This window comes from Hymenobacter gummosus (assembly GCF_003970915.1).
Classification (GTDB): Bacteria; Bacteroidota; Bacteroidia; order Cytophagales; family Hymenobacteraceae; genus Solirubrum; species Solirubrum gummosum.
Map to the genome: position 1 here is coordinate 1 of NZ_RXOF01000003.1, position 26284 is coordinate 26284.

Below are 26284 nucleotides of genomic sequence, written 5' to 3' on the forward strand. Positions count from 1 at the left end.
TGACTGAGCGCTTCCCCAAGAAGATCCACGCCACCACGGCCGCCGGCTTCGCCCTTAAAATCGGCCTCTTCGTCTTTGTACACGCAATCGACCGCTTCGGACTGTAACCCGCAACTTGGGTTTGCTACTATGTCCGACCTGCTAACCGCCATTGAGCGCAAATACGACTTTCAGCTGCCCGCGCTGTACCACCGCCTGTACCACAACGGCATGCTCGACTGGTTCCCCGACGGCGGCTACCCCCACCCCCACTGGCGCCGGGACGTTTTTCCGCGCCTGCAGCAGCGGCCGCCGGTGCTGTTCTACGCCCAGGACTTCGAGTTGATGCGCCCGGAGGAAGTGCTGAGCTGGGAATGGCCGGAAGACTGGAGCCCGGCGCACCGCTTCGTGCCCCTGGGCCAGACCGGCGGCGGCGACGTGTACGCCTTCTGCCCCAGCCTCGCCCCGGCCGGCGGCGAAGTGCCCGTCATCCTCTCGCTGCACGACGACAACCAGACCACCGTGCTGGCTCCCTCGCTGGAAGCCTTTATTTTCCGCGAAATGCTGGACCGGGCCACGTCCGTCGACTCGTACGATGTGGAGGGCTACGCCGACTTCGAGGCCCTGCGGGCGGATTGGCAACGGGCGGCCGCGGCCATCAGCCCCTACCTGCGGCCGGCCTGGAACGCCGTGTTGACCGAGGTATACGCCCGGCCGCTGCAGACGGAAACCGTAGTGCTGCCCCGCCGGCGCTACACCGTCGACACCCTGCTGCCGCAGGCCGAGTTTGAGCAGCTGCTGCAGCGGGAAATGAGCTTTCCGCAGCTGAACGCGACGTTTGAGCACTTCACCGCCTGAGCGCCGGCCTCCCCTTTCATCCTACCTGTTGGCATGAGCAATTCAGTGGTTTTCGCCCGCCTGCTGCAGCGCCTCGACGAGCTGCTGCAGCGGCACCGCCCCGACTACTGGCCTTGGTTAAAAGTTTGGTACAAAAGTTAAACGGGCGGGGCGGGCGGCTCCTCCCATCGGAAGGCAAAGAGTGCGTCCAGATCGAAGCGCAGGGAGTCTTTCAGCGCTTCGTCGGAGAAATCGAATTCCCCGTACAGGTTGATGTGCTGCCAGCTCACGGGCGAGCTGGCGGCGATGGCGTCGGCCACGGCCTGTCGCTCGGCGGCTGGGGCCTGGAGTAAGTACTGGTTCAGGTACAGGCAATTCCAGCACACGATGACGTTTTGCACCAGCCGCTTGCAGGCATCGGCCAACTGCTGCTCTTCCTTGCCGGCGTAGGGCAACTGCCCGTTCTGCCCGTAGAACACGGCCCGGGCGAGCGAGTGGGTGCTTTCGAGCTTGTCGAGCTGCTCGTCGATGCGCTTGCGCAGCCCCTGGTCGTCCATGTAGCGCAGCAGAAATTCGGTCTTGACCGCCCGGCCCAGCTCGCGCAGGGCCAGGTACCCGGGGTGGTGCTGGGAATAGGAGTTGAGGCGCCGCAGCACGGTGGAGGCCGTCACCTGTTTGTGCTTCAGGCTCACCACCAGCCGCACGAGCGTGTCCCACTGCGCCTCGATCAGCACCCGGTCCAGGCGCTTGACTGGCGCCAGGCCGTGGGCCGTCAGGTCGGGCACCTCCATCCCGGCGAAGGCGTAGAGTTGCTGGTCCTGGAACGACTGAATGCGCGGGGCGAAGGCGACCTGAATCAGGAACGTGACGGCGAAGTTGACTTCGCTGAAGCCGTGCGTGTCGGTGGAGTGAATGGTCGACTCGACCACGTCGTTGTGCAACAGCCCATCGAGCAGGTAGGCCGCCTCGCGCTCGGAGGCGCTGATGGTCACGGAGTGGAACAGCCGGTGCCGGTCGTCGAGGAAGCCGTAGGAGACGATGCCTTTGTCCTGGCCGAAATACTTGTAGGGGGGCTAACTAGAGTAGGAACGAAAAACAACGCTAAGGTCTTGCGGTCAAATTTTGTCGGGCATGGTGCCTCGCGAAAGGGCCAACTACTCGGTGTCGGCAGGGCTACCATCCACCGCTGCCTTGCGCACTTAGGCTTGCCTAATGGAGGGAGTTCCGCCAATCTCCCGGGTGTTTAGCGTAGAATTATGTCCACTTGCTAAAAGACCCCCAATACGCACGTCGTGCACGCGCTGGTGCTAGCATTTGTCCGTACGCCCTAGGTCAAAACGCCATGGGTGATATATTTTGCGCGTTACCGCATAACTCCATGCCGCTGTTTTCTTCTTTACCCTGGTGCCATTGCGTAGGCACGGCGGTCTGTCTGCTGCTCGTTGCCTGCCCCGCCCGCGCCGGCGGCCCCGTCCCTTCCTCGCCCACCGACAGCTTGCGGCGGCTACTGGCCCGCACCCAATTGCCCGACACCCAGCGCGTACAGGTACTCGACGAGCTATGCTGGCAGCTGAGCCGGCGTGACCTGCTTGCCGCCCGCCGCTACGGCGAGGCCGGCCTGGCTCTGGCCCGGCGCGTAGGCTACCGTCTGGGCGAGGCCCGCTGCGCCAACGACTTGGGTACAACAGCTTTGTACCAGGGTGAGCTGGTGGCCGCCACCCGCTATTACCAGACCAGCGTGGCCGCTGCCCGCCAGCTGCCGCCCACCCCCGCGCACCGCCGCCTGCTGGCTTTTGCCCTCATGGGCCTGGGCAACGCCCTCACCGAGCAGCAGGCCTGGGCCCGGGCCGAAACGCAGTTTCGCGAGGCCCGCACCGCCCTGCCGTCCACTGCCAGTGCCGCCGACCGCGCCCTGTTCGAGCTGAACCTGGGCAACTTCTACCAGCAGTGGGGCCACCCGGCCCGGGCCCTGGCCCCGCTGCGCCGGGCCCTGGCCACCTACCAGCAGGCCGGCGACTCTACCCACCAGGCGCTGGCGACCCGCGCCCTGGGTGCCGCCGCCTACGACCTGCGCCAGCTGCCCCTGGCCGAAACTTACCTGCGCCAGGCCCTGCGCCTCAACCGGGCTCTGCAAGACACCCTGGGCCAGGCCGGCGACCTGAACAACCTGGCCCTGGTGCAGGCCGCCCGGGGCCGCCACCCCGCCGCCGTAGCCCTGAGCCGGCAGGCCCGGGCCCTGGCCCGCGCCGCCCACGCCCGCGACCTGGAAGCCGAGGCCCTCGACAACCTGGCCGAGGCCCTGGCCCGCAGCGGGCAGGCCCCGGCCGCCTACCGCACCCTGCGCCGTTACTTGGCCCTGAACGACTCGTTGCGCGGGGCCGCCGCCGCCCGCGAGCTGGCCGCCCTGCAGGTGCGCTACCGCGTGGCCCAGCAGCAGCTGCGCATCGGGCAGCTGCGCGGGCAGCAGCAGGCCGCCCGCCAGCAAGCCGCCCGCCAGGCCGCCCGCCTGCGCCAGCTGGGCGCGGCGGCTGTGGCGTTGCTGGCCGCCCTGCTGCTGTTTGGCTGGCTGATGCTGCGCCTGCGCCGCTCCCGCGCCGCCCTGGCCCGCTCCGAGGCCGCCCTGCGCCAAGCCAACCGCACTAAGGACCAGCTCATGGCCGTGGTGGGCCACGACCTGCGCGGCCCGGTGGCGGCCTTTCAGCAGGTGCAGCCCCTGCTGACGCACTACGCCCAGGCCCCCGAACCCGCCGAGCTGCGCGCCCTGGCCGCCGAGTTGGGCGAATCGGCCCGGCAGATGGCAGCCTTGCTCGACAACGTGCTGTGCTGGGCCCGCGCCCAGATTGGGCAGGTGCTGCTGCGGCCCGAGCCCCTGGCCGCCGCCGCCGTGGCCGAGGCCGCCGCCGCCCTGCTGCGCCCCGCCGCCACGGCCAAGGGCGTGCAGCTGCAGCTGGACCTGGCCCCGGACCTGCCGCCCCTGCGCACCGACGCCGACGCGCTGGCCACCGTGCTCCGCAACCTGCTCGGCAACGCCGTCCGATTTACCCCGCCCGGCGGCACGGTGCAGCTGCGGGTGACGCCCGCGGCGGCCGGACAGCTGCGCGTTGAGGTGGCGGACACCGGGCCGGGGCTGCCGCCCGCCGCGCTAACCGGCGCGGCCCCCACGCCGGGCACCGGCGGGGAGGTGGGTACCGGCCTGGGCCTGCCGCTGTGCCGGGAGTTCGTGCGCTTGCTCGGCGGCGAGCTGCGCCACAACGCCGGGCAGCCCGGCGGGGCCCGGCTGTGGTTTGATTTGCCCGCCGCCCGCTAATTTAGCCCCATGCCCGCTGCCCCCACCCTGCGCCTCCTGGCCGTCGAAGACAACCCTGTGCAGGCCCGCGCCCTGCGGGTGCTGGTGCGCGAGCTGGGCTACGAGCTGGTGGGCGTGGCCCCCAGCGCCGCGGAGGCGCGGGGCCTGTTTCGCGAGCTGGCGCCCGACGTGGTGGTGCTCGACATCCGCCTGAAGGGTGCCGACGACGGCATTGCCCTGGCCCTGCAGCTCAACGCGGAGCGGGCCGTGCCACTCATCTTCGTCAGCAGTCTGCAGGACGCGGCCACCTTCGAGCGGGCCCGGGCGGCCGGGCCCTTCGCCTTTCTGCCCAAGCCCTACGACGCGGCCGTGCTGGGCCGGGCCATCGAGCTGGCCGTGCTCAACTTCGCCCGCACCCAGGGCGCCCGCCCCGACGCCGAGCCGGGCGCCGACGGCAGCGGCCTGCTGGTGCGCGACAGTTTGTTTCTGCGCGAAAACAACCGCCTCGTGCGCCTGCCCTACGCCGAGCTGCTCTGGGTGCAGGCCGACGACTCCTATTGCCACCTGCACACCCGCGGCGGCCGCAAGCACACCGTCAAGCTCAGCCTGCGCGAGCTGGAAACCCGCCTGCCCGCCGGCCGCTTCGTGCGGGTGCGCCGCGGCGTGCTGGTCCAGGCCGACGGCATCGAAAACATCGACCTGGGCGCGGGCACGGTGCAGGTGGGCGGGCAGCGCGTAGCCATCGGGCGGGCCTACCGCGAAGACCTCTTGCGCGGACTGAATCTGATTGGGTGAAGCCCCGCATCCGCCGGCTCCCCACCGGGGGAGGTACAGGACACCCCGGTTTCGCCCCGGGGTTGCGGCTGCATGGGCTGCCGTTTACCCCCCACGTTGTGTCGTTGGCCCACCTGAATTTGCGGGTGCAGCCTCCTAGAGCTCAACTTTGGAGTTGGAAGTTGGCCGTTCGGGCCGGCTCAACTGCTCACCCGCTATGCTTGCTTCATTACGACGCCTCCTCGGCCCAGCGCTGCGCACCTGGCTGTTGCTGGCCCCCACCATGTTGCGCGCCCAGCACGTGGGCATCAACACCACGCAGCCCACCCAGCCGCTCGACGTGAACGGCAACGCCCGCGTGCGCGGCCTGGCCAACCCGGCTGCTACCGCTCCGCAACTGGTGCGCGCCGACGCCGACGGCAACCTGAGCGCAGCCCCGCTGCCGGCCGCCGCTGGCCTGGGCGCTGCCGCTGCGTTGCTGGGCCAGGTCGCCACGGACCCAGGGCCCGCCGACGTGGCCGTGAGCGGCACCACCGCGTACGTGGCCAGCTCCGGCAGCAACCGCTTGGCCGTGTACGACTGCGCCAACCCCGCCGCGCCGGTGCTGCGCGGCCAGCTGAGCACCCCCGGCGCGGCCCTGGCCGTGGCCGTGAGCGGCACCACGGCCTACGTGGTGACCTACAACCCCGGCGCCCTGCTGGTGGTGGATTGCAGCAACCCGGCCGCCCCGCAGCTGCGCGGCAGCGTGTCCATCGGCGGCGTGCCCTACGACGTGGCCGTCGGCGGCACCACCGCGTACGTGGTGGAGCCGCTGAGCAACGCACTGCTGGCCTACGACTGCGCCAACCCGGCCAGCCCGCAGCTGCTCGGCAGCGCCGCCACCGAGGCCTCGCCCCAGGGCGTAACAGTGAGCGGCACCACCGTGTACGTGGCCAACTACACCGCCCGCAGCTTGCAGCTGTTCGACGGCGCCCCCCCCGGCGCCCCGGTGCTGCGCGGCCGGTTGGCCTTGTCCGGCTCACCGTACCGCGTGGCGGTGGACGGCACCACGGCCTACCTCACCTCCTACAGCCCCGACGCCTTGCTGGTGGTGGATTGCGCCCCCCCCACGGCCCCGCAGCTGCTCACCAGCCTCACCACCGACACGGGCACGGCCGACGTGGCGCTGAGTGGCCCCCTGCTGGCCGTCATCAGCTACGCTTCCACCTCGCTGCAGGCGTTTGACCGCAGCCGCCCCGCCGCGCCCGCCCCGCTGGGCCGCGCTACCACCGACGGCACGCCGCAGGCCCTGGCCCTGAGCGGCACCACGGCCTACGTGGTCAACGCCTTCCGCAACTCGCTGCAGCTGTTTCGGGTGCTGCCCACCCCGGCCGGCGTGGTGGGCCAGAACCCCGACGGCAGCCTGAGCAACCTGCCCCTCTCGGCGCTCAACTACTGGCAGCAGAGCGGCAACTACGTGTACCGCGCCGGCGGCCGGGTGGGCATCGGCACGGCCGCGCCCCAAACCACGCTGGACGTGAACGGGGTGGCCACCCTGCGTGACGAGCTCCGGGTGAGCGGCCCGCTCACGCTCGCGGGCGGCGCATGGTTGCAAAACCAGCTGCGGGTCAGCGGCTCGACGGAGTTGCAAGGCAGCGCGACCTTGCAAAACGGGCTGACGGTGGGCGGCTCCACGCACTTGCGGGACGTGGTCACGACCGCCAAATCGGTGGTGCTCGACGTGGGCGACACCAACCCGGGCACAGTGGGCGGAGAAGCGCTGCGCTTCGGCGCCCTGGGTACGGGCGAGGGCATCGGCAGCCAGCGCCAGGCCAACGCGGCCGGGCGAGCGAACCAGTACGGCCTGGATTTCTACACCAACTCCCAGAAACGCCTGAGCATCGCCAACAACGGCAACGTGGGCGTGGGCACCGACCAGCCCGCGGCGGCGCTGGACGTGGTGGGCGGGACCCGCCTGCGCGGCCTGAGCACGCCCGGCGTGGTCACCACCGACGCCGATGGCTACCTGAGCAGCGCCCCGGCCGCCGCCCTGGACCCGACCACCGCCGGCAGCGGACTGACCAAGACCGGCAACAACTTCGCGTTGGGCGGCACGCTCACCCAGCCCACAACCCTAAACCAGGGCGGCTACGCCCTGAGCCTGACGGGCGGCTACGTGGGCATCGGCACGGCCGCGCCGCAGCAGCCGCTGGACGTGGCGGGCAACATCGGCGCCAGCGGCACGGTGGCGGCGGCCGGGGGCCTGGCGGGCGGGGCGCTGGACGTGAGCGGCCCGGCCCGCCTGCGCGGCTTGGCCACGGCCGGCGTGGTGACCAACCAGGCCGACGGTACTCTGGGCACGGCCACCGCCGCTGCCCTGGACCCGACCACGGCTACCAACGGGCTGACCAAAACCGGCAGCGCCTTCGCGCTGGGCGGCGCGCTCAGCCAACCCACCGCGCTGGACCTGGGCCCGCACAGCTTTCGCTTGACCAACGGCGTGGGGCAGAACGTGGCCGATCCGGCCGTGCTCGGACCGACCAATAGCTTCCGCACCGTGGGCAACCCGGGCGAAACCCAGACCTTCACGGCCGCCGCCACGGGCGCGCTGACGCAGGTGGAAGTGACGCTCTCCAGCAGCGCCGGCGGCCGCTCCCTGCTGCTGAACGTGTGGGCCGGCGCGGCGGGCACCGGCACGCTGCTGCTGAGCGCCCCGCAGGCGTTTACGGTGGCCGTCGGCGGACCGGCCCCGTACGTGTTTGCCCTCGGCGGCCTGACGCTCACCCAAGGGCAGGCGTACACGCTGGAGTTGCGCGGCGCCGGCAACCTGGGCTGGGCTTACTCGTCCATCGGCCCTTACCCCAACGGCGCCGCCGGCTTCGACCCCGCGCGCGACTTTGTGTTCCGGGTGACCATCAACAACGCCGCCGTGCTGCTGACGGCCCAGGCCACGGGCGTGGGCATCGGCACGGCCACGCCCCAGGCGGGCCTGCACGTGGCGGGCAGCAGCCGTTTCGACGCCTTGAGCGGCGCTGGGCAGCGCGTAGTCACGGCGGACGCGAGCGGCAACTTGAGCACGGCCACCGCCACCAGCCTGGACCCGACCACCGCCGCCAACGGGCTGACCAAAACCGGTAACAGCTTTGCCCTGGGCGGCACGCTGCTGCAGCACACGACGCTGGCGCTGGGCGGCTTCAACCTCGGGCTGACCGGCGGCCGGCTGGGCGTGGGCACCAGCAGCCCCCAGCAGGCGCTGGACGTGAGCGGCAATGCGGCCATCAGCGGCAACGCGGCCGTCAGCGGCACCACCGCCCTGACCGGCACCGTGACCACCGGCGGCAGCTTGGGCGTGGGCACCAGCAGCCCGGCCGTGCGCCTGCACGTCGCGGGTACCGCCGGCACGCCCAACGTGCGCGTGGAAAGCCTGGCCGGCTCGGGCACGCGCCTGGTCACGGCCGACGCCAGCGGCAACCTGGCCACCACCGCCGCCATGCAAACGGGCGCGGCCAGCATCGGCACCAGCGGTTCGGACTACAAGACACTGGCCGTGACTTTCCCCGCGGCCTACGCCAGCGCCCCGGCCACCGTGCTCGTGACCGTACGCAACGAGGCCGGCACGACTTACACCGACACCTTCGCCGTGACCCTGCGCTCGGTGTCGGCCACGGGCTTCGTGGTCAACATCCGCCGCGAAGACGGCGGCGGGCAAGGCTGGGGCCAGAACCCGACTCTGAGCTGGCTGGCGCTGCCCTAGGGTCCGGCGCGGCCCCGCTACCCGGCGTCGGACGCCAAGGCCCAATTCTAAAAACCTTTCTCTGTAATTGATTTCGGGTCCATGAAACAGTTATTCATGTTTTTCGCACTGGCCGCGCTGCTACCCGCCGCTGCCCAGGCCCAGTCGGTGGGCATCGGCACGGCCACGCCTCACGCCTCGGCTGCCCTGGACGTGCGCAGCCCCGGCAATAACCAGGGCCTGCTGCCCCCGCGCCTCACCCAGGCCCAGCGCGATGCCATTGCCAACCCCGCCACGGGCCTGCTCGTCTACAACCTCGACACCCGCGCCCTCAACGCTTGGGACGGCGCGCGCTGGCAGGAGGTGCTGGGCACGGGCGCGGGCGGCTCGGCCGGCAACGCCGCTCCGGCCACGACGACCTACGGCTACACCGGCAGCCCGCAAACCTACACCGTGCCGGCCGGCGTGACCCAGATTCAGGTGGTGGCCGACGGGGCCGGCTCGGGCTGGACCACTTCCAATGCTGTATTCCGGCAGGGGGCGCGTGTGTCGGCCACGCTGGACGTGCTCCCCGGCGAGGTGCTGACCGTGGAGGTGGGCCAGAGCAGCGACGACGGCTCTACCGGTGCCCTTAATTCTAGCGTTACCCCTTACAACGGCGGTGGGAGCGGTTCCGGTGGTTTTCAGGTAGGCAACGTCTTATTCAGAGGCATGGGAGGGGGCGGGGCCACCGACCTGCGCCGGGCCAGCGCCCTGGGCAGCACCGGCGACTACCTGGCCAGCCGCAACGCTCTGCTGGTAGCCGGTGGCGCGGGTGGCTCCACCACCAATCTGGGCGGTACGGGCGGCATTCCCAACGGGGCCGACGGGGCCAGCGGCTCGGTGACCGGCGGCACGGGCGCTACCCAAGCTGGGCCGGGCATCGGGAACGGGGGCGGCGCCAACGGCACCGGCCCTACTGGCGGGAATGGCCGGACTGCCAGCTTTGCCATTGAGCTAAGCGGCGGCGGCGGCGGCGGCTACTACGGGGGCGGGGGCGGGGGGGCTGTCTACCGGAACAACAACGGCAGCGCCGGTGGGGGCGGCTCGTCGTGGGCGATGCCGGGCGCGGCCAACGTGAGCTACGCGCTGGCCCCGGTGCAGCAACACGGGCGCCTGACCATTACGCCGGTGGTGCTGCCGGCCCCAACCTTTAGTGTAGCCAACCTGGTGGGCGGCTGGCAGCTCGGCGCCGCGGGCCTCTACTACCAGACCGGCAACGTGGGCATCGGCACGAGCAGCCCGCAGGCCGCGTTGCACGTGGCCGGCAGCAGTGGCACCGCCAACGTGCGCCTGAGCAGCCTGGCCGGCGCGGGCACGCGCCTGGTGACGGCCGACGCCACGGGCAACCTGACGGCCACCGCCCCCGCCCTGCAGACGGGCACGGTGAGCATCGGCAGCAACGGCGGCGACTTCAAGACCCTGACCGTGACTTTTCCGGCGGCCTACGCCAGCGCCCCGAACATCGTCGTGTGCAGCGTGCGCAACGAGGCCGGCTCCAGCTTCAACGACACCTTCGCCGTGACGGTGCGGTCGGTGTCGGCCACGGGCTTCGTGGTCAACATCCGCCGCGAGGACGGCGGCGGCGCCGGCTGGGGCCAGAACCCGGTACTCTGCTGGCTGGCCCAGCCCTAGCGGGCGGTGCCCCACTTCTCTTGCCGCTTTTTTCGTATCGCATGAAAGCACTCAATCTCCTGGCCCTGGCCGCCGCATTGCTACCCGCTCTGTCGGGCCAGGCCCAGTCGGTGGGCATCGGCACCAGCACGCCCGACGCTGCCGCAGCCCTCGACATTCGGTCCGCCGATAAAGGCCTACTTATCCCGCGCCTGGACTCGGCCGCCCGCGCCGCCATCGGCGCCCCGCCCGACGGGCTGCTGGTGTTTCAGACCGACGGGCGCCGCGGTTTCTGGTACGCCGTGGGCGGCCAGTGGGTGTTCATCCCCGATAAAGCCCGCAGCGGCGACAACCTGGGCAACCACACCGCCACCCAGCCCCTGAACCTGCAAGCCAACGCACTCATGGGCACCGGCGCCGACTTGGGTACGGCCGTGGGCCTGGGCGTGCGCGCCGACGGGGGCCTGAACCTGGCCCAGAACGCGGCCGGCCGCAATCTGCTACTGGGCTTTCAGACCGGCACGACCTTGGCACCCGACGCCGGTACCCAAGCGGGCCTCTACAATCAGGCGGTGGGCTACCAAGCGGGCATGCTCCTGCGCACGGGCGCCCGAAACACGTTCACCGGCTACCAGAGCGGGCCGAACACCACCAGCGGCAGCCGCAATGTATTCACGGGCTACCAGACGGGCTACAGCAACACGACCGGCAGCGACAACGTGTTCATTGGCGACTTGAGCGGTCAGGACAACAGCAGCGGTTCGCAGAACGTGTTCACGGGTGCGCAGAGCGGCTTCTACAATACCACCGGCAGCAACAACGCCTTTTATGGCTACCAGGCTGGCGGGCGCAACACCACCGGCAGCTTCAACGTGTTTGTGGGCAGGGGCAGCGGCGAAAACAACACTAACGGCTACGAAAACACGTTCAGCGGGTTTTACAGCGGCAACGCCACTACCACCGGCTACCGGAACGTGATGCTGGGCGCCTACTCCGGTAACAACACGACCACCGGTTACTACAACGTGTTTGCCGGCGCTGGTGCGGGCTACACCAACACGACCGGCATCGAAAATACCTTTCTGGGCTTTCAGGCAGGCTTCGCCAACACCACCGGCTACCAGAACGTGCTGGTCGGCTCGCTGGCCGGGGCCAGTAACACAACCGGTTACTTCAACGTGTTTGCCGGCCAGGGTGCGGGCAACCGAAATACCACGGGCTACAACAATACTTTTCTAGGCTTTCAGACAGGTTTTAGCAACACCACGGGGGCCAGCAACTTGTTTGTGGGCTCACAGGCGGGGGCGTATAACACTACCGGCGACCGTAACGTGCTGGTGGGCCCGCAGAGCGGCCGCGACAATACCACCGGCGAGCGGAACACTTTTCTGGGAGGCCTGAGCGGTGTGGGCAACACCACCGGCTCGCGCAACGTGTATCTGGGCCGCGAAAGCGGCAACGGCGGCACCACCGGCTCCGACAACACCTTTGTGGGCGCGCTCACGGGCACCAACAACCGCACCGGCAGCCTGCTCAGCATCTTAGGCGCCAACAGCGGCCCGGCCGCCGGCAGCGACGCGCTAACCAACGCTACGGCCGTAGGCGCCAACGTGACGCTGACGCAGAGCAACACCGTGGTGCTCGGCAACGCGGCCAGCGTGGGCATCGGCACCAGCGCCCCCACCGCCCGCCTGCACGTGGCCGGCACCGGTGGCACGCCCAATGTGCGCCTGGAAAGCTTGGCCGGCACGGGCACGCGCCTGGTCACGGCCGACGCCAGCGGCAACCTGGCCACCACTGCCCTGCCGCCGGCTCAGCAAACGGGCGCGGTGAGCGTGGGCACCAGCAGCTCGGATTTCAAAACGCTGACCGTGACCTTCCCGGCCGCCTACGCCAGCGCCCCGGCCACCGTGCTCGTGACTGTGCGCAACGACCCTGCCTTTGGCAACGTCAACGACACCTTCGCCGTGACGGTGCGGTCGGTGTCGGCCACGGGCTTCGTGGTCAACATCCGCCGCGAGGACGGCGGCGGCGCCGGCTGGGGCCAGAACCCCACCTTGAACTGGCTGGCTCTGCCGTAGCCCTGCGGGACCACCGCTACGGAATGTCCGGTGACCTCGCCGCCGGTGCGCACAGTCGGCAACCGCCCACAGCCATACGGTCCGCAAACATTAGGGACTGTTTGGCTGTGGGCGGTATAATTCCGTTACTCGGCCACCACCAAGCGGGTGCTGGCGCGGCGGCTGCCGCTGCGCGCCTCCAGCAGGTACACGCCCGCCGGCAGGGCCGGCAGCGCCAGCTCCTGCGCCGCGCCGGCCTGCCGGCTCAGCACCAGCTGGCCCATGCTGTTAGGAACGAAAATCAACGCTAAGGAAATTAGTCCAGCCGTTCTTCCCTAATGAAGTGTTGTTAAGAGCGTGTTGGGGAATTACGTGATTCGATTTAGGCAGAGGGTGATGTTGGCCCAGAGAAGCCAGGCGGCGTGGCTTTTGGGCAGGTGCTCGTAGTCGACCACGAGGCGGCGGAAGCAGTTGAGCCAGGCAAACGTATGCTCGACGACCCAGCGCTGGGCTACGGGCACGAAGCCGCGGGTCGAAGGCGGACGGCTGGCCAGCTCGTGGCGCAAGCCGCGTGCCAGCAGCCCTTCGGCAAAGCGGCCGCGGTAGGCTTGGTCGGTAACCACGGCGCGCAGGCGCGGGCCCCAGTGGCGGCGTTCGAGCAGTAGCGGAGCTGCGCCGTGCCCGTCGTGCTGGTGGGCTGCGTGGATGCGGCAGGCCCATACGCGGCCTTGCGTGTCGACCAGCAGCTGCCGTTTGCGACCGTTCACGCGTTTGTGCGCGTCCAGCCCACGGGCTTCGCAGATGCGCGGGGCCAGCTTCACGCTTTGGCTGTCCAAGCAGAGCACGGCCGACGTGGGGGCGCGGCCTTCGCGCACGCGCTCGGCCTGCATCAAGCAGCGGTTCAGCCGCGGCAGCGTGCCGTCCTGCTGCCAGCGCCGGTAGTAGTAATACACGGCTGTCCACTTCGGAAATACCGCCGACAGGCTGCGCCACTGGCAGCCCGTGCGGCACACGTAAAGCAGCGCGTTGACCACGTGGCGCAGGCACAAGCGACGTTTGCGTTGCAGCGGCAGCAACGGAATCATACCTTGCCACTGCGAGTCAGTAAGGGGTTGAAAGCACTCAACCATACGGGGCCGGAAGCCTAGGAACTCCCGCCCCAACTTACTGGCTCGTTTCTGTTTACGCCCTACTCAACTGCCCAACACGCTCCTGGCTCATGAAAGCGAACCGACACGGTAATTACCCATGTCCTTGTTGTAGCTATTATACCTTTGATGCTCCGCCAGATAATAGCTTTGACATCTGTCCGGTGTGCTACTGGGAGGATGATGGCGTGCAATTACGCGAGCCAACCTACGCCGGTGGGGCAAACAAGCTCAGTTTAGAACAAGCGCGCCTGCATTACGCGCAGTACGGCGCCTGTGAGCCTGGCATGCAGCGATATGTTCGCGCCCCGCTGCCCGATGAACTGCCGGATCAAGCATAAACAAGCACAATCACTGAAGTACTTCCTGCAAAGTACTTCAGACCCAGACGAGATTGGGGGCAACTTGGAAGGCATCCTTCCTACCTAAGATGGAGTTAGGCACTCGCTCTAACCTCGGCACTATTGAAATCCCCAACACGCTCTAAGTCCTTATTCCACCTGATAGTGAGGGGTGCGTATACAGACGGTATTTGCTCCTCACTGCTATGCCAGCCAAACATCACGTTGAACTCGACGCGGCTGCCCGCGCCACGTTGCTGCAGCACTGTAGCAGCGGCACGCACGCGGCCCGCTACCTGTTGCACGCGCGCATCCTGTTGCTGGTCGACGGCGGGGCACACGGGCCTGGGTGGACCGATGAGAAGGCCGCGGACGCCTTGCACTGCGGCGTGGCCACCGTGGAGCGAGTGCGCCGCCGCTACGCCACCGACGGCCTGGACGCCGCCTTGCGCGTGCGCCGCCCCGTGCCCGGGCGCCCGCCCAAGATCAACGGCGCGGCCGAAGCGCAGCTTATCGCGTTGGCGTGTTCGGCGCCGCCGGCCGGCCGGGCACGCTGGACGGTGCGCCTGCTCACCGACTCGTTCGTGGACCTGGCCTGCCAGCACGGCTGGCTCGGGGTGCCGGTGGGGCGCGAAACGGTGCGCCAGACGCTGAAAAAAACGCGCTGCACCCGCAGCGCGTGAAGCAATGGGTGATACCGGCGGAGGGCTCGCCCGCCTTTGCCGCGGCCATGGAACACGTACTGGACGCCTACGCGGCCCCCTACGACGCCCGGTTTCCGCTCGTGTGTGTGGACGAACGGCCCTGCGCGCTGGTCGGTGAAGCCCGCGACCCGCTGCCCCTGCAACCCGGGCGGGTGCTGCGCCAAGACGCGGAATACGTGCGCGGGGGCCTGTGCTGCCTGCTCCTGGCCTTCGAGCCGCTGCGCGGCTGGCGCCAGGCGTGGGTACGCCCGCAGCGCCGGCGCCTGGAGTTTGCCGAACTGGTGGCTCATCTGGCCGAAGAAGTCTATCCCACCGCCGCGCGCATCCGCCTCGTCTGTGACCAGCTCAACACGCATTCGGCGGCCGCTTTTTACGCCCGCTACCCGCCGGAACGGGCGCGGCGCCTGGCCGAACGGGTCGAGTTTATCTACACGCCCGTGCACGGCTCGTGGCTCAACGTGGTCGAAACCGAGTTCAGCATTTTGGTGCGCCAATGCCTGGGCCACCGCCGCCTGGGCGGCATCGACCAGCTTGACCAGCAAGTCCAGGCGTGGGTAGCCGCCCGCAACCAGCGCAAGGCCACCATCCAGTGGCACCTCACCACAGCAGACGCGCGCCGACGGCTCACAAAACTTTACCCCTCAATTTGACCCGGTCTGAGGACTAAGTCTCCATCCAGAAGTAAGCGTATAATGCGCGGGTCGTAGCATGTATCATGCTATTACCTGCCACCGTGTTGAACGCGGCCGCAGTTTCCTGTTTAGGATCCAGCAGCCAGCACGGACCGCACCCGTGTATGAGGCGGCGGGCGCTGGCTGTGCCGGGGCACCGTGCACGGGTGGCTGCAGGCCTAGTTCCGGCAGCGCAAAAAAATAGTGGCCTGACTTGAGCAAGCCACCCAGCAACTGCACCGGCTCGTGCCGCGCGTGGCGGCCGAGTTGCATGTAGTCGTCAGCGTGGGCACGTTAAGCTGGGTGGCGCCTGCGGTTTTTGCCCGCCACCTGTGCCGAGCTGAACCTGATCGAAATTCGCTGGCACCGCTGCAAGCACTACTGGCTCACCCCCGACGACTGCCACAGCAGACAAACCCGGCGCGACAAGCTCGATGAGTTGCTAGCCAGAGTCGAACCCGACTATACGGTTACTGTTAGAGCGATTCTCAAATCAATGTACTGTGTTTGGAGTAGGTTGAGGCATGCAAGCGTATTCTACTGATCTATGCGAACGAGTAATGGCGGCCCGCACAGCTGGCGGTACGCTCACGGCCGTGGCCGCTCGCTTTGGCGTCTCCGTTTCCTTCGTAACCAAGCTGCGCCGCCGGCAACATGTGCGCGGCACGTTGGCCCCGTTGCCCCATCGCGGCGGCCCGGCGCCGCTGCTCAGCACAGCCGCGCAGCAGCTGCCCGTCGCCTGCCTGCGCCAGCAACCTGACGCGACGTTGGCCTCGGTTAAAAGTTTGGTACAGAAGTTAATTGGCTAACTCAGCAGCAGCCTCGCTGCCTCATGATTAACAAGAGTTAACATATTGAAAAGCAGGTGATTGTAATTGCTATTCTAGCACTAAAGTACAGTTTGCTCGTCGCAATAGACGAGTTAATTGTACTTTGACTGTTGAACAAGTTTTCTGAACCAAATCGGGTGGTTTTGGTGCCAGTTGCCCGCTCGGTGGATGGTTGGCTCACTTGTTCATTTATAGGGGGTATTCTGAACCACTATGCCATAATTGCCCTCCGAATGCCATATCTGGTCTGCTGCGCCTTGCGGCTGCCACTCTGCTTTCAATACGGACATTACAATCTTATCGTGAAACACGCCTTGCCTACAAGCCGCTTGTCGGAGACGCCCTTCCACGACGAAGCCCGCTCTCGTATAGGCTTAGGAGTTACGCAGTTGCCAGATTGAGCAGATAGGTCGGCTGGGGCAAATACGCACGGATGGCTTCTCGCAGCAGCAGTTTCTTGGCCTCATACCAACTGCGTCCCGTTTGTTGGCGCTGCACTTCCAGTCGTAGAAACGCCCGCAGCGCACAACAGATGTGGTTACGCTGGGCGCGGGCGGCCCGCACCTGGGCTTTCTCTACCCCGCAGCATTGCTTCAGCCCCCGGTGGTACTGCTCGATGCCCCAGGCCAAGTCGGCCAGCGGCCGGCGCTCGGCCTCGCTCAGCGCTGGTTCGCTGCTGGCCCAGTACTGGGCCGCGTCCGTGCCGCCGTCTGGGGCGGCCAACCGGAACACGCGAATGAAGCCGTAGCCGTTGAGCCAGACGCGGGCCCCGTCGGCGGGCACAGCACACTCCCGCAGCGGGCGTAGCTGCTGCCCATCGGGGTTGACCAGCCGGTTCGCATGCAGGCGGGTGAGCCAGCGCCAGCCGCAAGCGCGCACCAATTTCAGATTGGGCAAACTCGCGTACCAACTATCGAACAAGACGCACGGGGGATGCAGCCCCCGCTGGTGGGCCGCCTGCACCAAGTGCTGAAAATGGTGGTTTTTGGTCAGGTGGTCGTGGGCCCTATCATAGAGACGGCAGTCGAGCGGCACCAGGCGCTGACCGTCGCTCCACAGTAGCGTGAGCAGGTTAATGCTCTGCACCACGGCGTGGTGTTTGCCCGACCAATGGCGCGTGACCAAGCCCATCTTGTGGGCGTAGGGCTTGTCCAGGGTCGTATCGTCGAGCATCAGCACGCCGGAACCGGGCCTGACCAACGCCTGCGCTTCCTGCCAGAGCGTGGCCGCATCCGGCTCCAAGCGGTGCAGCAAGCGCGTAAACGAATCGTGGGCCACCAGCCCCGTGGCAGTCGGATGCACGCGGGCGGCTTCTGTGCCACTCACCGCGACCGGGCTGGCCACTAAGAACTGAATGTAATCCTCGGCTACAACTTTGGGCGCGTTCATGCCTTAACTTACCAAAATCTCAACTGCGTAACTCCTAACTTCCTGAACCAGGACGCTGCCCACCGCCTGCTGCGCCAGTACGTGCTGCCCAAGCCCACGCCGCAGCAGCAACGTACCGCTTACCAGGAGCGGGTAACGCAGTTCAAGACCACCTTTGCCCGCAAATCGGACGAAAGCCTGCGGCAGATGCTCAGCAACGAAACCCTCGTGCCCGCAGCCCGGGAAGCCGCCCGGCAGCTGCTGCAGGCGCGCGGGCTGGCCCCCGCGCCTGCCTCGTCGGTCTGACAAGGGCGGCCCCGTATCCGCGCTCCGATTTTCAGGCTTCCAACCAGCTACTCAGCTTTTTCATGCCCTCGTCACCTGCCGCCTTCGATTCGCGCTACTTCCCCGTCGACGACCAGCCGATTGCCTGGGGCAGCACCCTCGACGAAGCCAAGGCCCAACTGGAGCCGCCCGGCTGGCTGCCCTCCTACGGCGGCTGGCCCAACCTGCGCGGCCGCTGCCAGGCGGTGCTGGGCCTGCCGGCGGTGGAGTACAACCTGCGCGCCCCGGCCCGCCACAAGCCCATCGTGCAGGTCAGCTACGAGCTGGCCCCGCCGCCTGGGCACGCCGGCAGCGGCCCGGCCGAGCCGGCCTACTGGGTGCAGCCGCTGGCCCGGCTGCTGGGCCCGCCCACGCAGGCCGGCCCGACCGCGTTTGTGGGCGGCGGCTGGGGCAGCGTGGTCTACACGGCCAAGTGGGAAACGCCGCTGCTCAGCATTGGCCTGTCGGTCTACGGCGGGGTGCGGCAGGAGCAGTCGGGCCCGGCCGCGGCGGGGCTGTACTTCGACTGGCGGGACGTGCTGACGGCCGCCCGGCCCTTCTACGAGGCGGCGCTGGCGCAATCGGCGGCCCTGGCGGCGAGTTTCGCCAAGCTGAGCGCGCCCCCGCAGCTAGTTGACACCCAGTACCAGCAGGGCTATTCCTACCACGACAGCCCGCCCCTGCCGCTCGACGCGGCGGCTGAAACGCGCTGGCGCCAGTCGCAACGGGCCCTGTACCGGGAAGGTCTGCTCGAAACGCCCGCCCCGCTCCAGGGCCGCCTCGCCCCTACCCAGGTGGCCCTGTGGCGCGCCGCCGACCAAGCCGCCTGGGCCGTATCCACCACCTTCGACACCGTGCTGCTGCCCGATGCGGCCCCCGGCCCGGTGGAGCTGGTAACCCTGCACCCGGCCAAGGGCGGCGGCAACGTGCAGCTGATTCTGGCCGGCCTGAGCCTGCAGGATGCCTATAAGGCCCCGGCCCTGCCCAGGCTGGCCGCGGCCCTGGAGCAGGCCGGCATAGCCGTGCAGCGCCTCGAAGACCACGACTGCTAAAAACCCACCCTGGCGCCGGCAACCTCATTCCCTGGTTTCGCGCCGCCGCTGCCCCGCCCATCTACCGACCTCCGCCCCTGCTCATATGCCTACCGATTTGCGCCTGTTCGGCATCCGCCACCACGGCCCTGGCAGCACCGCCTCCCTGCTCAAGGCCCTGGACGAGTACCAGCCCGACGTGGTGCTGCTGGAATGCCCCGCCGATGGCGAAGCCGCCCTGGCCCTGACGGCCAACGCCGCCCTGCAGCCGCCCGTGGCCCTGCTGCTCTACAATCCCAAGCAGCACCGCCAGGCCACGTTTCTGCCCTTTGCCTACTTCTCGCCCGAGTGGCAAACGGCCCGGTGGTGCCAGCAGCACGGCGCCCACCTGCGCTGCTTCGATCTGCCCATGAGCCTGCGCTTCGCCCTGCCCGACGCGGTGGAGCAGCTGCCCGGCACGGCAGAACCAGTAGCCATGGAGGCGGAAGTTACCGCAGCCCCTGAAGACGCAGAACCTGCTTCGCCTGGCTCCCCCTCGCCTTTTTCGGAGAGGGGGGCGGGGGGTGAGGCTACGTGGCAGTACGACCCCATTGCCCACCTGGCCCGCCTCGACGGCTACACCGACGGGGAGCGGTGGTGGGAAGCCCGCATCGAGCACTCGGCCGGCCACGCCGACGCCTTCGACGTGGTACTGCAGATGATGACGGCCCTGCGCGAGGAGCTGGCCCAGCCCGAATCGGAGGAGACGCTGCTGCGCGAGGCCTACATGCGCGAAACCCTGCGCGCCACCCTCCGGCAGGGCTACCAGCGGGTGGCCGTGGTGTGCGGGGCCTGGCACGCGCCGGTGCTGCGCCTCGAAGGCCTGCCGGGCTTCGCCAAGGACGACAAAGCCCGGCTGAAAGGGCTCGGCAAGGTCAAGACCGAGGCCACCTGGGTGCCCTGGACCTACGAGCGGCTGGCCCGGCAGTCGGGCTACGGGGCGGGCGTGTTGTCGCCGGCCTGGTACGAGCTGCTGTTTGAGCAGCCCCACGAAACGGTGGTGACGCACTGGATGGTGCGGGCGGCCCACCTGCTGCGGGCGCAGCAGCTGGATGCCTCCTCGGCCCACGCCATCGGGGGGGTGCGGCTGGCCGAGGCGCTGGCGGCCGTGCGGGGGCTGGCCCTGCCCGGCATCGAGGAGCTGGAGGAGGCGGCGGTGAGCATCTTCGGCGGGGGCTACGCCGAGGCCCTGAGCCTGGTGCACCAGCAGCTGGTTATCGGCGAGAAGCTGGGCGAGGTGCCCGAGGAAGTGCCCGCCTCGCCCCTGCAGCAGGATTTGGCTCTGCAGCAGAAAACGCTGCGCCTCAAGCCCGAAGCCGGCGCAAAAACCCTCAGCCTGGACTTGCGCAAAGACCTTGATCTGGGCCGCAGCCACCTGCTGCACCGCCTCACGCTGCTGGGCATAGCCTGGGGTGAAGAGCAGGGCGTGACGGGCAAGAGCGGCACCTTCCACGAGGTGTGGGAGCTGCAGTGGCGGCCCGCCCTGGTGCTGCAGGTGCTCGAAGCCGGCCGCTGGGGCAACACCCTCCTGGCCGCCGCCTGCGGGGCCGCCCGGCACCAAGCCCAGCAGGCCACCGACCTCGGCCAGCTCAGCCAGCTGCTGCACCAGGCCCTGCAGGCCGACCTCGCCCCGGCCCTGCCCGCGCTGGTAGCCCGCCTCGAAACCCTCAGCGCCGACACCCACGACGTGGCCCGGCTGCTCACGGCCCTGCCCCCGCTGGTATCGGTGCTGCGCTACGGCAACGTGCGCCGCACCGACGCCACGCAGGTAGCCCAGGTGGTGCACCACCTCGTGCCGCGCCTGTGCATCTCGCTGCCCCTGGCCGTCACTGGCCTCGATGTGGACGCCGCCCGGCCGCTGCTCACCCTCATCGAGGCGGCGCACCAGGCCCTGGCCCGCCTGCCCGAGGAGGCGCTGCAGCAGCCCTGGCGCGAGGCCCTGGCCGTGGTGGCCCGGCAGCCCCGCAGCAGCGGCCTGCTGGCCGGGGCCGCCACCCGCCTGCTCTTCGATGCCCAGCAGCTCAGCTTCGACGATACGGCCCGCCTGCTGGGCCTGGCTCTGGCCCCGGCTCAACCCACCGAGTACGCCACGGCCTGGATTGAAGGCTTCTTGCGCGGCTCGGGCCTACTACTGATTCACAACCGTCAGCTCTTCGACTTGCTCGACCAGTGGCTGGGCCAGCTGCCCGAGGAGGTATTCCAGGAAACCGTGCCCCTACTGCGCCGCGCCTTCACCGATTTCAGCCCGCCCGAGCGGCAGCAGGTGCTGGCCCTGGCCGTCAGCGGCCCGGCCCCGGCCGCGGCGGCCGCCACCGTCGAGTTCGATTTGGCGCGTAGCCAGCGGGTAGTACCGGTGTTGCGGGAATTGTTGGGCTTAAGGGAGTTAGCCTGAAATTGTCCAAAAACGCGCAGGATAATTCCGTACTAATCCGCGCCCAAAACCCGTAAAAATGCGGTGTGGTGGCGGTTTTTCGAGCTGCTACCTTTGTAGTGAGCAGGCCGCCCGTCAAATGCGGCAACTGACGCAGCTTCAGGTGTGGGGCTGTGTCGTGACGGGTGGTCTGCTCTTTTTTTTGTGCCTGGCCAGACGTGCATTCCCGCTTACCTGGCCTGGCCCCGAAGCGCTTACCGCCAGCGTTCAGCCCCGCTCTCCTGCTTTTCTGGTTTCGTCCTGCCGAGCACGTTGGTGCCTGTGCGGCGGTGGCTGACTGGCGCCCGGGCAGCGGCTACTGCACCGCGGTCAGCGGATTACGCCCATCCCAGCTCCCCTCGGCCCGCAGCACCCGGAAGCGGGCAAACAGCTCTTCCCCGTACCACCGCTCCTGCCGCGTGCGGCGCACCACGTCGCGGTGCTGCCCGTCGTGCCGGGCCCCGTAGGCGTACTGCTGCATCAGCGCCACCGATTCCCAGAGGCTGAACGTGGCCTGCCGGATGATGGGCAGCTCGCCCAGCCCGATGGCGGCCAGCAGCCCCGGCGCGGCGGCTACGGCCCGGCTCACCGGCGGCACGGCCCGCCAGAAGCTCCAGGCCCGCAGCGGCCGGATACTGGCCCGCGTCAGCACGGCCACGGGCCCGTCCGAAGCGTCTGTTGCCCCTTCTGCAGCGGCCGCCGCGAAGGGGGCGGCGCCGGCCCAGCGCCCGTGGGCCTGCAGGGGCTGCAGGTAGGCCGTCCACAACTCGGCGGCGCGCTGCTGGTAGGCCTGCCAGGCCGGGTGCGTGGCAAAAAACCGCTCGGCGGCGGCTTCGTCGTCCCACTCGGCCATGAAGCCGTAGCGCTGCAGGTTGGGGCGCAGCCCGAAATCGAAGCCCGAACCCAGCAGCTTGGCGAAGCGCAGCCCCGGCACCCGGCGCAGCTGCGGCGGCACCGTGCCCATGCGGGCCAGGGCCCAGCGGCGGCTGTCGGGGCGCACGGTGATGATGGAAAGCGTGGTGAGAGGCAACGGACGAAGCGGGTAAGCGGGAAACGGGCGGAGTGGCAAATTGCCCACAAAAAAGGGACGGAATAACTTCCGTCCCTTTTTTGTGGGCAGGCAAAGCTAGCGGGCTTTTACCTGCGCGTGCTGGTTCACGTCGTCGTCCTTGCTTTTTTCGCCGGTTACCACGGCGCGCACGTAGGCGTAGGCCTGGCTCAACACCGAGCTGGGCGAATCCCAGTACTCGGCCTTTTCGATGACGATTTTCAGGATGCGGATGCTCGGGTCGTCCTTGCCCTTGGGAAACCAGGCGCGCATCGGCTCCGACCACAGCTCGTTGATTTTGGCCTGGTCGTGGTACACCGAGGCGGTGCCGGTGACGGAGGCGTACACATTGTCTTCGGGGTTGGAGTAGCTCAGGTTCACGCTGTCGTCGCGGCGTACCTCGAATACCTTGGCCGAGTCGGCGTCGGTGAAGAACAGCAGGGAGCCGTCGTGCTCGGGCTTGATGGTGTACATCGGGCGCGAGTGCAGCTGGCGCTGCTCGTCGGTGGTGGTGAGCATGGCAATGCGCACGTCCTTGATTTTCTCGAACAGCTTGGAGAGGTCGTGCGTTACGGGCGTTTTTTCGGAGGCCATGAGGCGGGTGTTTTGGTGTGGAATCAATAGGGAAAAGTACCCCGGCTTACGGGCGGGGCGGCGGCCGGGTTGGGCCGCGCTCATAACTATTAGCGGGTCAAGTTTGTACTCTCCCCGGCCAGCTGAGCCGCAGCGGCGGCCACCGCTACGGCTTTCTGCGGCCCTATTCCCTTCAGCTATCAGCCGCGGCCGCGCGGCGGCCCCGCCCGTGAACTTCCTCGCCCACCTCGTTCTTTCCGGCCCCCACGACGCCGATTTGCTTTTCGGCAACTTCGCCGCCGAAGCCGTGCGCGGCCGCGCCGCCGTGGCCGCCTATCCGCCCGCCGTGCAGCGCGGCATCCGCCTGCACCGCCTCATCGACTCGTTTACCGACGCGCACCCGGTGGTGCGCCGCAGCACGGCCCGCCTGCGCGAGGCCGGCCTGGGCAAGTGGGCCGGCGTGGTGGCCGACGTGGGCTACGACCACCTGCTGGCCCGCCACTTCGCGCGCTACCACTACGATGCCGCCGAGCCGCTGCCCGCCTTTGCCCAGCGCATGTACGCGCTGCTGCACCAGCGCCGCCACGAGCTGCCCGAGCGCCTGCAGCACATGCTGCACCACATGCGCGCGGGCGACTGGCTGAGCGGCTACGCCGACCCCGAAGGGCTGAAACGTGCTCTGCTGGGCCTGAGCCGGCGGGTGCCCGGCGCGGAGGTGCTGGCCACCGGCGGGGCCGCGTTCCTGGCCGAGCGGGCCGCCTACGAGGCCGATTTTGAGGCTTTCTGGCCGGAGCTACGGGCAGCCGCGGCCGAAATTCATTAGTGGCCGGCGGCCCCGGCCGGAGCTGGACCACGGCCTGATGCTGCCGGAATCATCGTGAACGAACCCGGCCCGGGCGCTTTGCCGCCCCGGCTACCTTGTTACTTGCCGGTGTCGCCCTTGGTTTTGGCCAGGTACTCGTCGGTGGCCTGCACGATGGCCTTCTGGGCGGCCGACAACTTGCCCGTCGTGCCCACGCGGGCGTGGTAGCGCTGCAGCTCCTGGTTGACTTGCCGCAGGCTGGCCTTCACCTCGGTGCGCAGCTTCTTGCTATCGGGCGGCCCCGCCGGGGCAGCCAGCTGTTGCAGGGCCCGCACGGCCCGGGCCAGCCCGGCGCCGGCAGTGATGCGCTCCGCCAACGCGGCATCGTTCAGGAGCCGGGCGGCTTCGCCGCGGTCGAATTCGTCGTTGGCCAGCCCTTCGCTCAGCCGGCTTGCCGAGGGCGCTGCCACGGCCGGCGGGGTTGTGGCAATATCGTACCCGAGCAGGGTGCTGGTCAGGTTGGTCAGCGTAGCGCTGTGGGCGGCCACCTGGGCCTGCGCCTGGGCCGGGTCCTGCTGACTCCACCACGCGCCGTCGCGCAGCTCTTCGCTGATGCGCTGCACCTGCTCCTGGGCAGCTGGGGACAAGGCCATGGTTTGCAGGGCGTCCGTTACTGCTCCCCGCAGAAACACCTCCTGGTAGCTTTTCACGGTGAGGCGGGTGAGCTGCCGGGCATCTTCGCGCTGCTGGGCTGCGGCCTGCTGGGCATCCTGCGCGGGCTGGGCCAGCCGTTTGCGCTGCTGCTCCTGCGCCAGCTGGGCAATCTGCTCGTTGGCCTGCTGCTCGGCCTGCTCCTGCCGCTGCTTGTCCTCGGCTGCCTGCTGGCCATTGCGCAGGCGCATCCACAGCAGTTGCTGCTGCATCTGCCGCTGCATCTGCGCTTGGCTGCGCAGCGCCTGCTGCTGCTGATTGCGCATCATCTGCTGCTGCATCATCTGCATCTGCTGGGCCTGCTGCCGCTGAAAATTCTGCCGCGCCAGCTGCTGGCTCTGTTGCTGCATCTGCATGGGGCTGGGGCCGATGCGCGGCGGCGCGGGCGTGTAGCTGGGCCGGTACTGCGCCACCACCGACAAGGGTAAGGACAGAAATGCTAGTAGAGGAAGCTTCATAAGAACAAATGAAAGTGGCCGAGCAAGTTACAGTTAATTGACCACAGCGGTGGCAGCGGCGCTGCGGGCGGCCGCTACTTTCCGCGGCCGGCCCGGACTACGGGCCGGGTTGCCCATTCTGGCCGGCTTACCCGCTATTTCGCCCCGATGCCTGCATTCGTCGTCCAACCCGTGTACTCCCTGCTGGTCAGCTGGCACGGCTAACAGCCGTCTTCCCAATACCCAAAAACAGGGCCCCGTTTGCGGTTAATCAACTCTGAGTGGCCGGCCCGGGCGGGCTCAATCGGCCGGCACGTAGGCTATTTCGGGGGCGTTGGCTTCGGCGTGTTTGAGCACCAGGCGTTCGGACGTCAGCTCCACCACGCCGATTTTCCGCTCCCCGCCCTCCTCGTCGATGACGGTGAGGGTGCGGGTGTCTTCGTCGAGTTGCCAGCGCAGCTTGTGGCCGGCCACCAGCAGCTTGGTCTTGACCACCCCGTTTGCGCGGAACTCGTAGCGGGCCATTTCCATCACCTTGCGCACCGCGTCGGGGTTCTGGGCCAGGGTGGCGGCTTTTTTCGGGTCGCGGGCCTGCGCGCGGGCGGTGATGAGCCGGGCCGCGTCGTCGAGCGAGGCGGGCGCGATGCGCCACTGGCGCAGCAGCAGCTTTTGCAGCTGCACGTAGCTGACCTGCACTTCCCCGATGAGGTAGCGCTGCTCCGCCAGGCTGACTTCGGCCCCGAGCTGGGCGGCGGGCACCATCAGCGGCTGGTAGCCCAGGTGCGAAAACGTCAGCTGGGCTTCGTTGCCGGGCAAGGTGAGCGAGAAGCGGCCGTTTTTATCGGTGACCACGCCGCCCGGCTGGCCCTCCACCCGCACCGTAACCTGGGGCAGGGCTTCTTTGGTGGCCTGGGCCGTTACGCGGCCGCTGACAGTGCGCTGGGCCAGCGCCAGGGCCGGCAGCAGCAATAAAGCCAGCAGAAAATGAACGAAGCGGTGCGGGAAGGAAGTAAGGGGCATAAGGACGGGTTTGGGGAAGACAAGACTTAGATGCACCGGCCGCCGGGACGGTTGTACGGAGCCACAAATCAGCGCGAACCATCGGCACAAAGTGTGCTGGCCGGTTTGCCCCGGGGCCGGCACGCACCGCCGACTTAGCCGGGGACGGGGCCGGGCGGGAGCTGCGGCGCGACCGAATCGGCCATTGGCTGGGCGAAAGATATTGATAGGTGGTTTGTCAAGGGCTGATGGCCATCCGGATAGGCGCGGACTTGAGGCCTGGCTACCGCAGCAGTACTGTATTAATATACTTCTGATGCGCACTGGGTCCGGCTGGAGCTGCCGAGGCCGCTGCATGAGCCCAGGCCGTCGGCTGGGGTTAGGGTGCTGAGGCCGGACATCATAAATGAAAACGCAGGAACGGTTGGAAGTTTTGATTTTTTTTTTTTAATGTTTGCCCTACTTCGCCCCGCTTACCCTACCTACCTATTGCAACGTTGAGTGGTGGCTTCCATTTCCGGAAGTCACGTGTTAACCACGCCATTCC

20 protein-coding genes and 2 pseudogenes are annotated in these 26284 nt (G+C 68.2%); 14 read left to right on the forward strand and 8 right to left on the reverse strand.

Annotation, left to right across the window (positions count from 1 at the left end):
* Positions 1 to 107: pseudogene (locus EJV47_RS29110) on the forward strand (IS982 family transposase); the annotation flags it as partial.
* Positions 108 to 129: 22 nt separating this feature from the next.
* Positions 130 to 837, forward strand: coding sequence for an SMI1/KNR4 family protein (locus EJV47_RS06110; RefSeq protein WP_126692270.1), 708 nt, complete (start codon positions 130 to 132; stop codon positions 835 to 837).
* 137 nt (positions 838 to 974) lie between these two features.
* On the opposite strand, the pseudogene EJV47_RS06115 reads toward EJV47_RS06110, so the two are convergent.
* Positions 975 to 1871: pseudogene (locus EJV47_RS06115) on the reverse strand (Tn3 family transposase); the annotation flags it as partial.
* A gap of 323 nt (positions 1872 to 2194) precedes the next feature.
* Between EJV47_RS06115 and EJV47_RS06120 the strand changes: the two are divergent.
* From EJV47_RS06120 to EJV47_RS06140, 5 genes are all read left to right on the forward strand, one after another.
* The gene (locus EJV47_RS06120; RefSeq protein WP_165903637.1) at positions 2195 to 4123 is read left to right on the forward strand and encodes a sensor histidine kinase; all 1929 of its coding nucleotides are present in this window, start codon (positions 2195 to 2197) and stop codon (positions 4121 to 4123) included.
* A gap of 9 nt (positions 4124 to 4132) precedes the next feature.
* Positions 4133 to 4897, forward strand: a complete 765-nt coding sequence (locus EJV47_RS06125) for a LytR/AlgR family response regulator transcription factor (RefSeq protein ID WP_126692273.1) — start codon at positions 4133 to 4135, stop codon at positions 4895 to 4897.
* Between the two features lie 196 nt (positions 4898 to 5093).
* On the forward strand, positions 5094 to 8609 hold the full coding sequence (locus tag EJV47_RS06130) for an LVIVD repeat-containing protein (RefSeq protein WP_126692274.1): 3516 nt from the start codon (positions 5094 to 5096) through the stop codon (positions 8607 to 8609).
* 81 nt (positions 8610 to 8690) lie between these two features.
* A complete protein-coding gene (locus EJV47_RS06135) occupies positions 8691 to 10262 on the forward strand; it encodes a glycine rich domain-containing protein (protein ID WP_126692275.1) in 1572 nt (523 codons plus the stop codon).
* A 41-nt stretch (positions 10263 to 10303) separates the two neighbouring features.
* Positions 10304 to 12322, forward strand: a complete 2019-nt coding sequence (locus tag EJV47_RS06140) for a beta strand repeat-containing protein (RefSeq protein ID WP_126692276.1) — start codon at positions 10304 to 10306, stop codon at positions 12320 to 12322.
* A 125-nt stretch (positions 12323 to 12447) separates the two neighbouring features.
* Here EJV47_RS06140 and EJV47_RS06145 read toward each other — a convergent pair whose 3' ends face one another.
* Positions 12448 to 12606 (reverse strand): T9SS type A sorting domain-containing protein, encoded by a 159-nt coding sequence (locus EJV47_RS06145; protein WP_126692277.1) that lies wholly within the window; start codon positions 12604 to 12606, stop codon positions 12448 to 12450.
* 63 nt (positions 12607 to 12669) lie between these two features.
* Positions 12670 to 13431, reverse strand: coding sequence for an IS5 family transposase (locus EJV47_RS06150; RefSeq protein ID WP_126692278.1), 762 nt, complete (start codon positions 13429 to 13431; stop codon positions 12670 to 12672).
* 89 nt (positions 13432 to 13520) lie between these two features.
* On the opposite strand from EJV47_RS06150, the gene EJV47_RS06155 reads away from it, so the two are divergent.
* The 3 genes from EJV47_RS06155 (at position 13521) to EJV47_RS06165 (ending at position 15144) form a co-directional block, all read left to right on the forward strand.
* Positions 13521 to 13790, forward strand: a complete 270-nt coding sequence (locus EJV47_RS06155) for a CPCC family cysteine-rich protein (RefSeq protein ID WP_126692279.1) — start codon at positions 13521 to 13523, stop codon at positions 13788 to 13790.
* Positions 13791 to 13996: 206 nt separating this feature from the next.
* Positions 13997 to 14473 carry a helix-turn-helix domain-containing protein gene (locus EJV47_RS06160; RefSeq protein ID WP_126692280.1) on the forward strand — a complete coding sequence of 159 codons (477 nt, stop codon included), beginning with the start codon at positions 13997 to 13999 and terminating at the stop codon, positions 14471 to 14473.
* A gap of 8 nt (positions 14474 to 14481) precedes the next feature.
* Complete coding sequence (locus EJV47_RS06165; RefSeq protein ID WP_243651057.1) at positions 14482 to 15144, forward strand: IS630 family transposase; 663 nt, start codon at positions 14482 to 14484, stop codon at positions 15142 to 15144.
* Between the two features lie 1232 nt (positions 15145 to 16376).
* Here the strand turns inward: EJV47_RS06165 and EJV47_RS06170 are convergent.
* The gene (locus EJV47_RS06170) at positions 16377 to 17384 is read right to left on the reverse strand and encodes an IS701 family transposase (RefSeq protein ID WP_126692282.1); all 1008 of its coding nucleotides are present in this window, start codon (positions 17382 to 17384) and stop codon (positions 16377 to 16379) included.
* A gap of 81 nt (positions 17385 to 17465) precedes the next feature.
* On the opposite strand from EJV47_RS06170, the gene EJV47_RS06175 reads away from it, so the two are divergent.
* The 3 genes from EJV47_RS06175 (at position 17466) to EJV47_RS06185 (ending at position 21149) form a co-directional block, all read left to right on the forward strand.
* On the forward strand, positions 17466 to 17669 hold the full coding sequence (locus tag EJV47_RS06175) for a hypothetical protein (RefSeq protein WP_126692283.1): 204 nt from the start codon (positions 17466 to 17468) through the stop codon (positions 17667 to 17669).
* Positions 17670 to 17731: 62 nt separating this feature from the next.
* Positions 17732 to 18739, forward strand: a complete 1008-nt coding sequence (locus EJV47_RS06180) for a hypothetical protein (protein WP_126692284.1) — start codon at positions 17732 to 17734, stop codon at positions 18737 to 18739.
* An 85-nt stretch (positions 18740 to 18824) separates the two neighbouring features.
* The gene (locus EJV47_RS06185) at positions 18825 to 21149 is read left to right on the forward strand and encodes a DUF5682 family protein (RefSeq protein WP_126692285.1); all 2325 of its coding nucleotides are present in this window, start codon (positions 18825 to 18827) and stop codon (positions 21147 to 21149) included.
* A gap of 334 nt (positions 21150 to 21483) precedes the next feature.
* Here EJV47_RS06185 and EJV47_RS06190 read toward each other — a convergent pair whose 3' ends face one another.
* Together EJV47_RS06190 and EJV47_RS06195 are read right to left on the reverse strand one after the other, a co-directional pair.
* Positions 21484 to 22197 carry a spheroidene monooxygenase gene (locus EJV47_RS06190; RefSeq protein WP_243651037.1) on the reverse strand — a complete coding sequence of 238 codons (714 nt, stop codon included), beginning with the start codon at positions 22195 to 22197 and terminating at the stop codon, positions 21484 to 21486.
* 96 nt (positions 22198 to 22293) lie between these two features.
* Positions 22294 to 22809, reverse strand: a complete 516-nt coding sequence (locus EJV47_RS06195) for a pyridoxamine 5'-phosphate oxidase family protein (protein WP_126692286.1) — start codon at positions 22807 to 22809, stop codon at positions 22294 to 22296.
* A gap of 208 nt (positions 22810 to 23017) precedes the next feature.
* On the opposite strand from EJV47_RS06195, the gene EJV47_RS06200 reads away from it, so the two are divergent.
* Complete coding sequence (locus EJV47_RS06200) at positions 23018 to 23611, forward strand: acyl carrier protein phosphodiesterase (RefSeq protein WP_165903639.1); 594 nt, start codon at positions 23018 to 23020, stop codon at positions 23609 to 23611.
* A 98-nt stretch (positions 23612 to 23709) separates the two neighbouring features.
* Here EJV47_RS06200 and EJV47_RS06205 read toward each other — a convergent pair whose 3' ends face one another.
* Both EJV47_RS06205 and EJV47_RS06210 read right to left on the reverse strand, forming a co-directional pair.
* Positions 23710 to 24759, reverse strand: a complete 1050-nt coding sequence (locus EJV47_RS06205) for a hypothetical protein (protein WP_126692288.1) — start codon at positions 24757 to 24759, stop codon at positions 23710 to 23712.
* Positions 24760 to 25038: 279 nt separating this feature from the next.
* On the reverse strand, positions 25039 to 25758 hold the full coding sequence (locus tag EJV47_RS06210) for a carboxypeptidase-like regulatory domain-containing protein (protein ID WP_165903640.1): 720 nt from the start codon (positions 25756 to 25758) through the stop codon (positions 25039 to 25041).
* Between the last annotated feature and the right edge of the window lie 526 nt (positions 25759 to 26284).

What these genes read in the sequence shown, in the direction of transcription:
- EJV47_RS06125 (WP_126692273.1), top strand. Translation starts at nt 4,133, where the DNA reads ATGCCCGCTGCCCCCACCCTGCGCCTCCTGGCCGTCGAAGACAACCCT.
- EJV47_RS06180 (WP_126692284.1), top strand. Translation starts at nt 17,732, where the DNA reads ATGCCCTCGTCACCTGCCGCCTTCGATTCGCGCTACTTCCCCGTCGAC.
- EJV47_RS06155 (WP_126692279.1), top strand. Translation starts at nt 13,521, where the DNA reads ATGAAAGCGAACCGACACGGTAATTACCCATGTCCTTGTTGTAGCTAT.
- EJV47_RS06205 (WP_126692288.1), bottom strand. Translation starts at nt 24,759, where the DNA reads ATGAAGCTTCCTCTACTAGCATTTCTGTCCTTACCCTTGTCGGTGGTG.
- EJV47_RS06160 (WP_126692280.1), top strand. Translation starts at nt 13,997, where the DNA reads ATGCCAGCCAAACATCACGTTGAACTCGACGCGGCTGCCCGCGCCACG.
- EJV47_RS06140 (WP_126692276.1), top strand. Translation starts at nt 10,304, where the DNA reads ATGAAAGCACTCAATCTCCTGGCCCTGGCCGCCGCATTGCTACCCGCT.
- EJV47_RS06195 (WP_126692286.1), bottom strand. Translation starts at nt 22,809, where the DNA reads ATGGCCTCCGAAAAAACGCCCGTAACGCACGACCTCTCCAAGCTGTTC.
- EJV47_RS06185 (WP_126692285.1), top strand. Translation starts at nt 18,825, where the DNA reads ATGCCTACCGATTTGCGCCTGTTCGGCATCCGCCACCACGGCCCTGGC.
- EJV47_RS06135 (WP_126692275.1), top strand. Translation starts at nt 8,691, where the DNA reads ATGAAACAGTTATTCATGTTTTTCGCACTGGCCGCGCTGCTACCCGCC.
- EJV47_RS06130 (WP_126692274.1), top strand. Translation starts at nt 5,094, where the DNA reads ATGCTTGCTTCATTACGACGCCTCCTCGGCCCAGCGCTGCGCACCTGG.
- EJV47_RS06150 (WP_126692278.1), bottom strand. Translation starts at nt 13,431, where the DNA reads ATGGTTGAGTGCTTTCAACCCCTTACTGACTCGCAGTGGCAAGGTATG.
- EJV47_RS06120 (WP_165903637.1), top strand. Translation starts at nt 2,195, where the DNA reads ATGCCGCTGTTTTCTTCTTTACCCTGGTGCCATTGCGTAGGCACGGCG.
- EJV47_RS06210 (WP_165903640.1), bottom strand. Translation starts at nt 25,758, where the DNA reads ATGCCCCTTACTTCCTTCCCGCACCGCTTCGTTCATTTTCTGCTGGCT.
- EJV47_RS06170 (WP_126692282.1), bottom strand. Translation starts at nt 17,384, where the DNA reads ATGAACGCGCCCAAAGTTGTAGCCGAGGATTACATTCAGTTCTTAGTG.
- EJV47_RS06110 (WP_126692270.1), top strand. Translation starts at nt 130, where the DNA reads ATGTCCGACCTGCTAACCGCCATTGAGCGCAAATACGACTTTCAGCTG.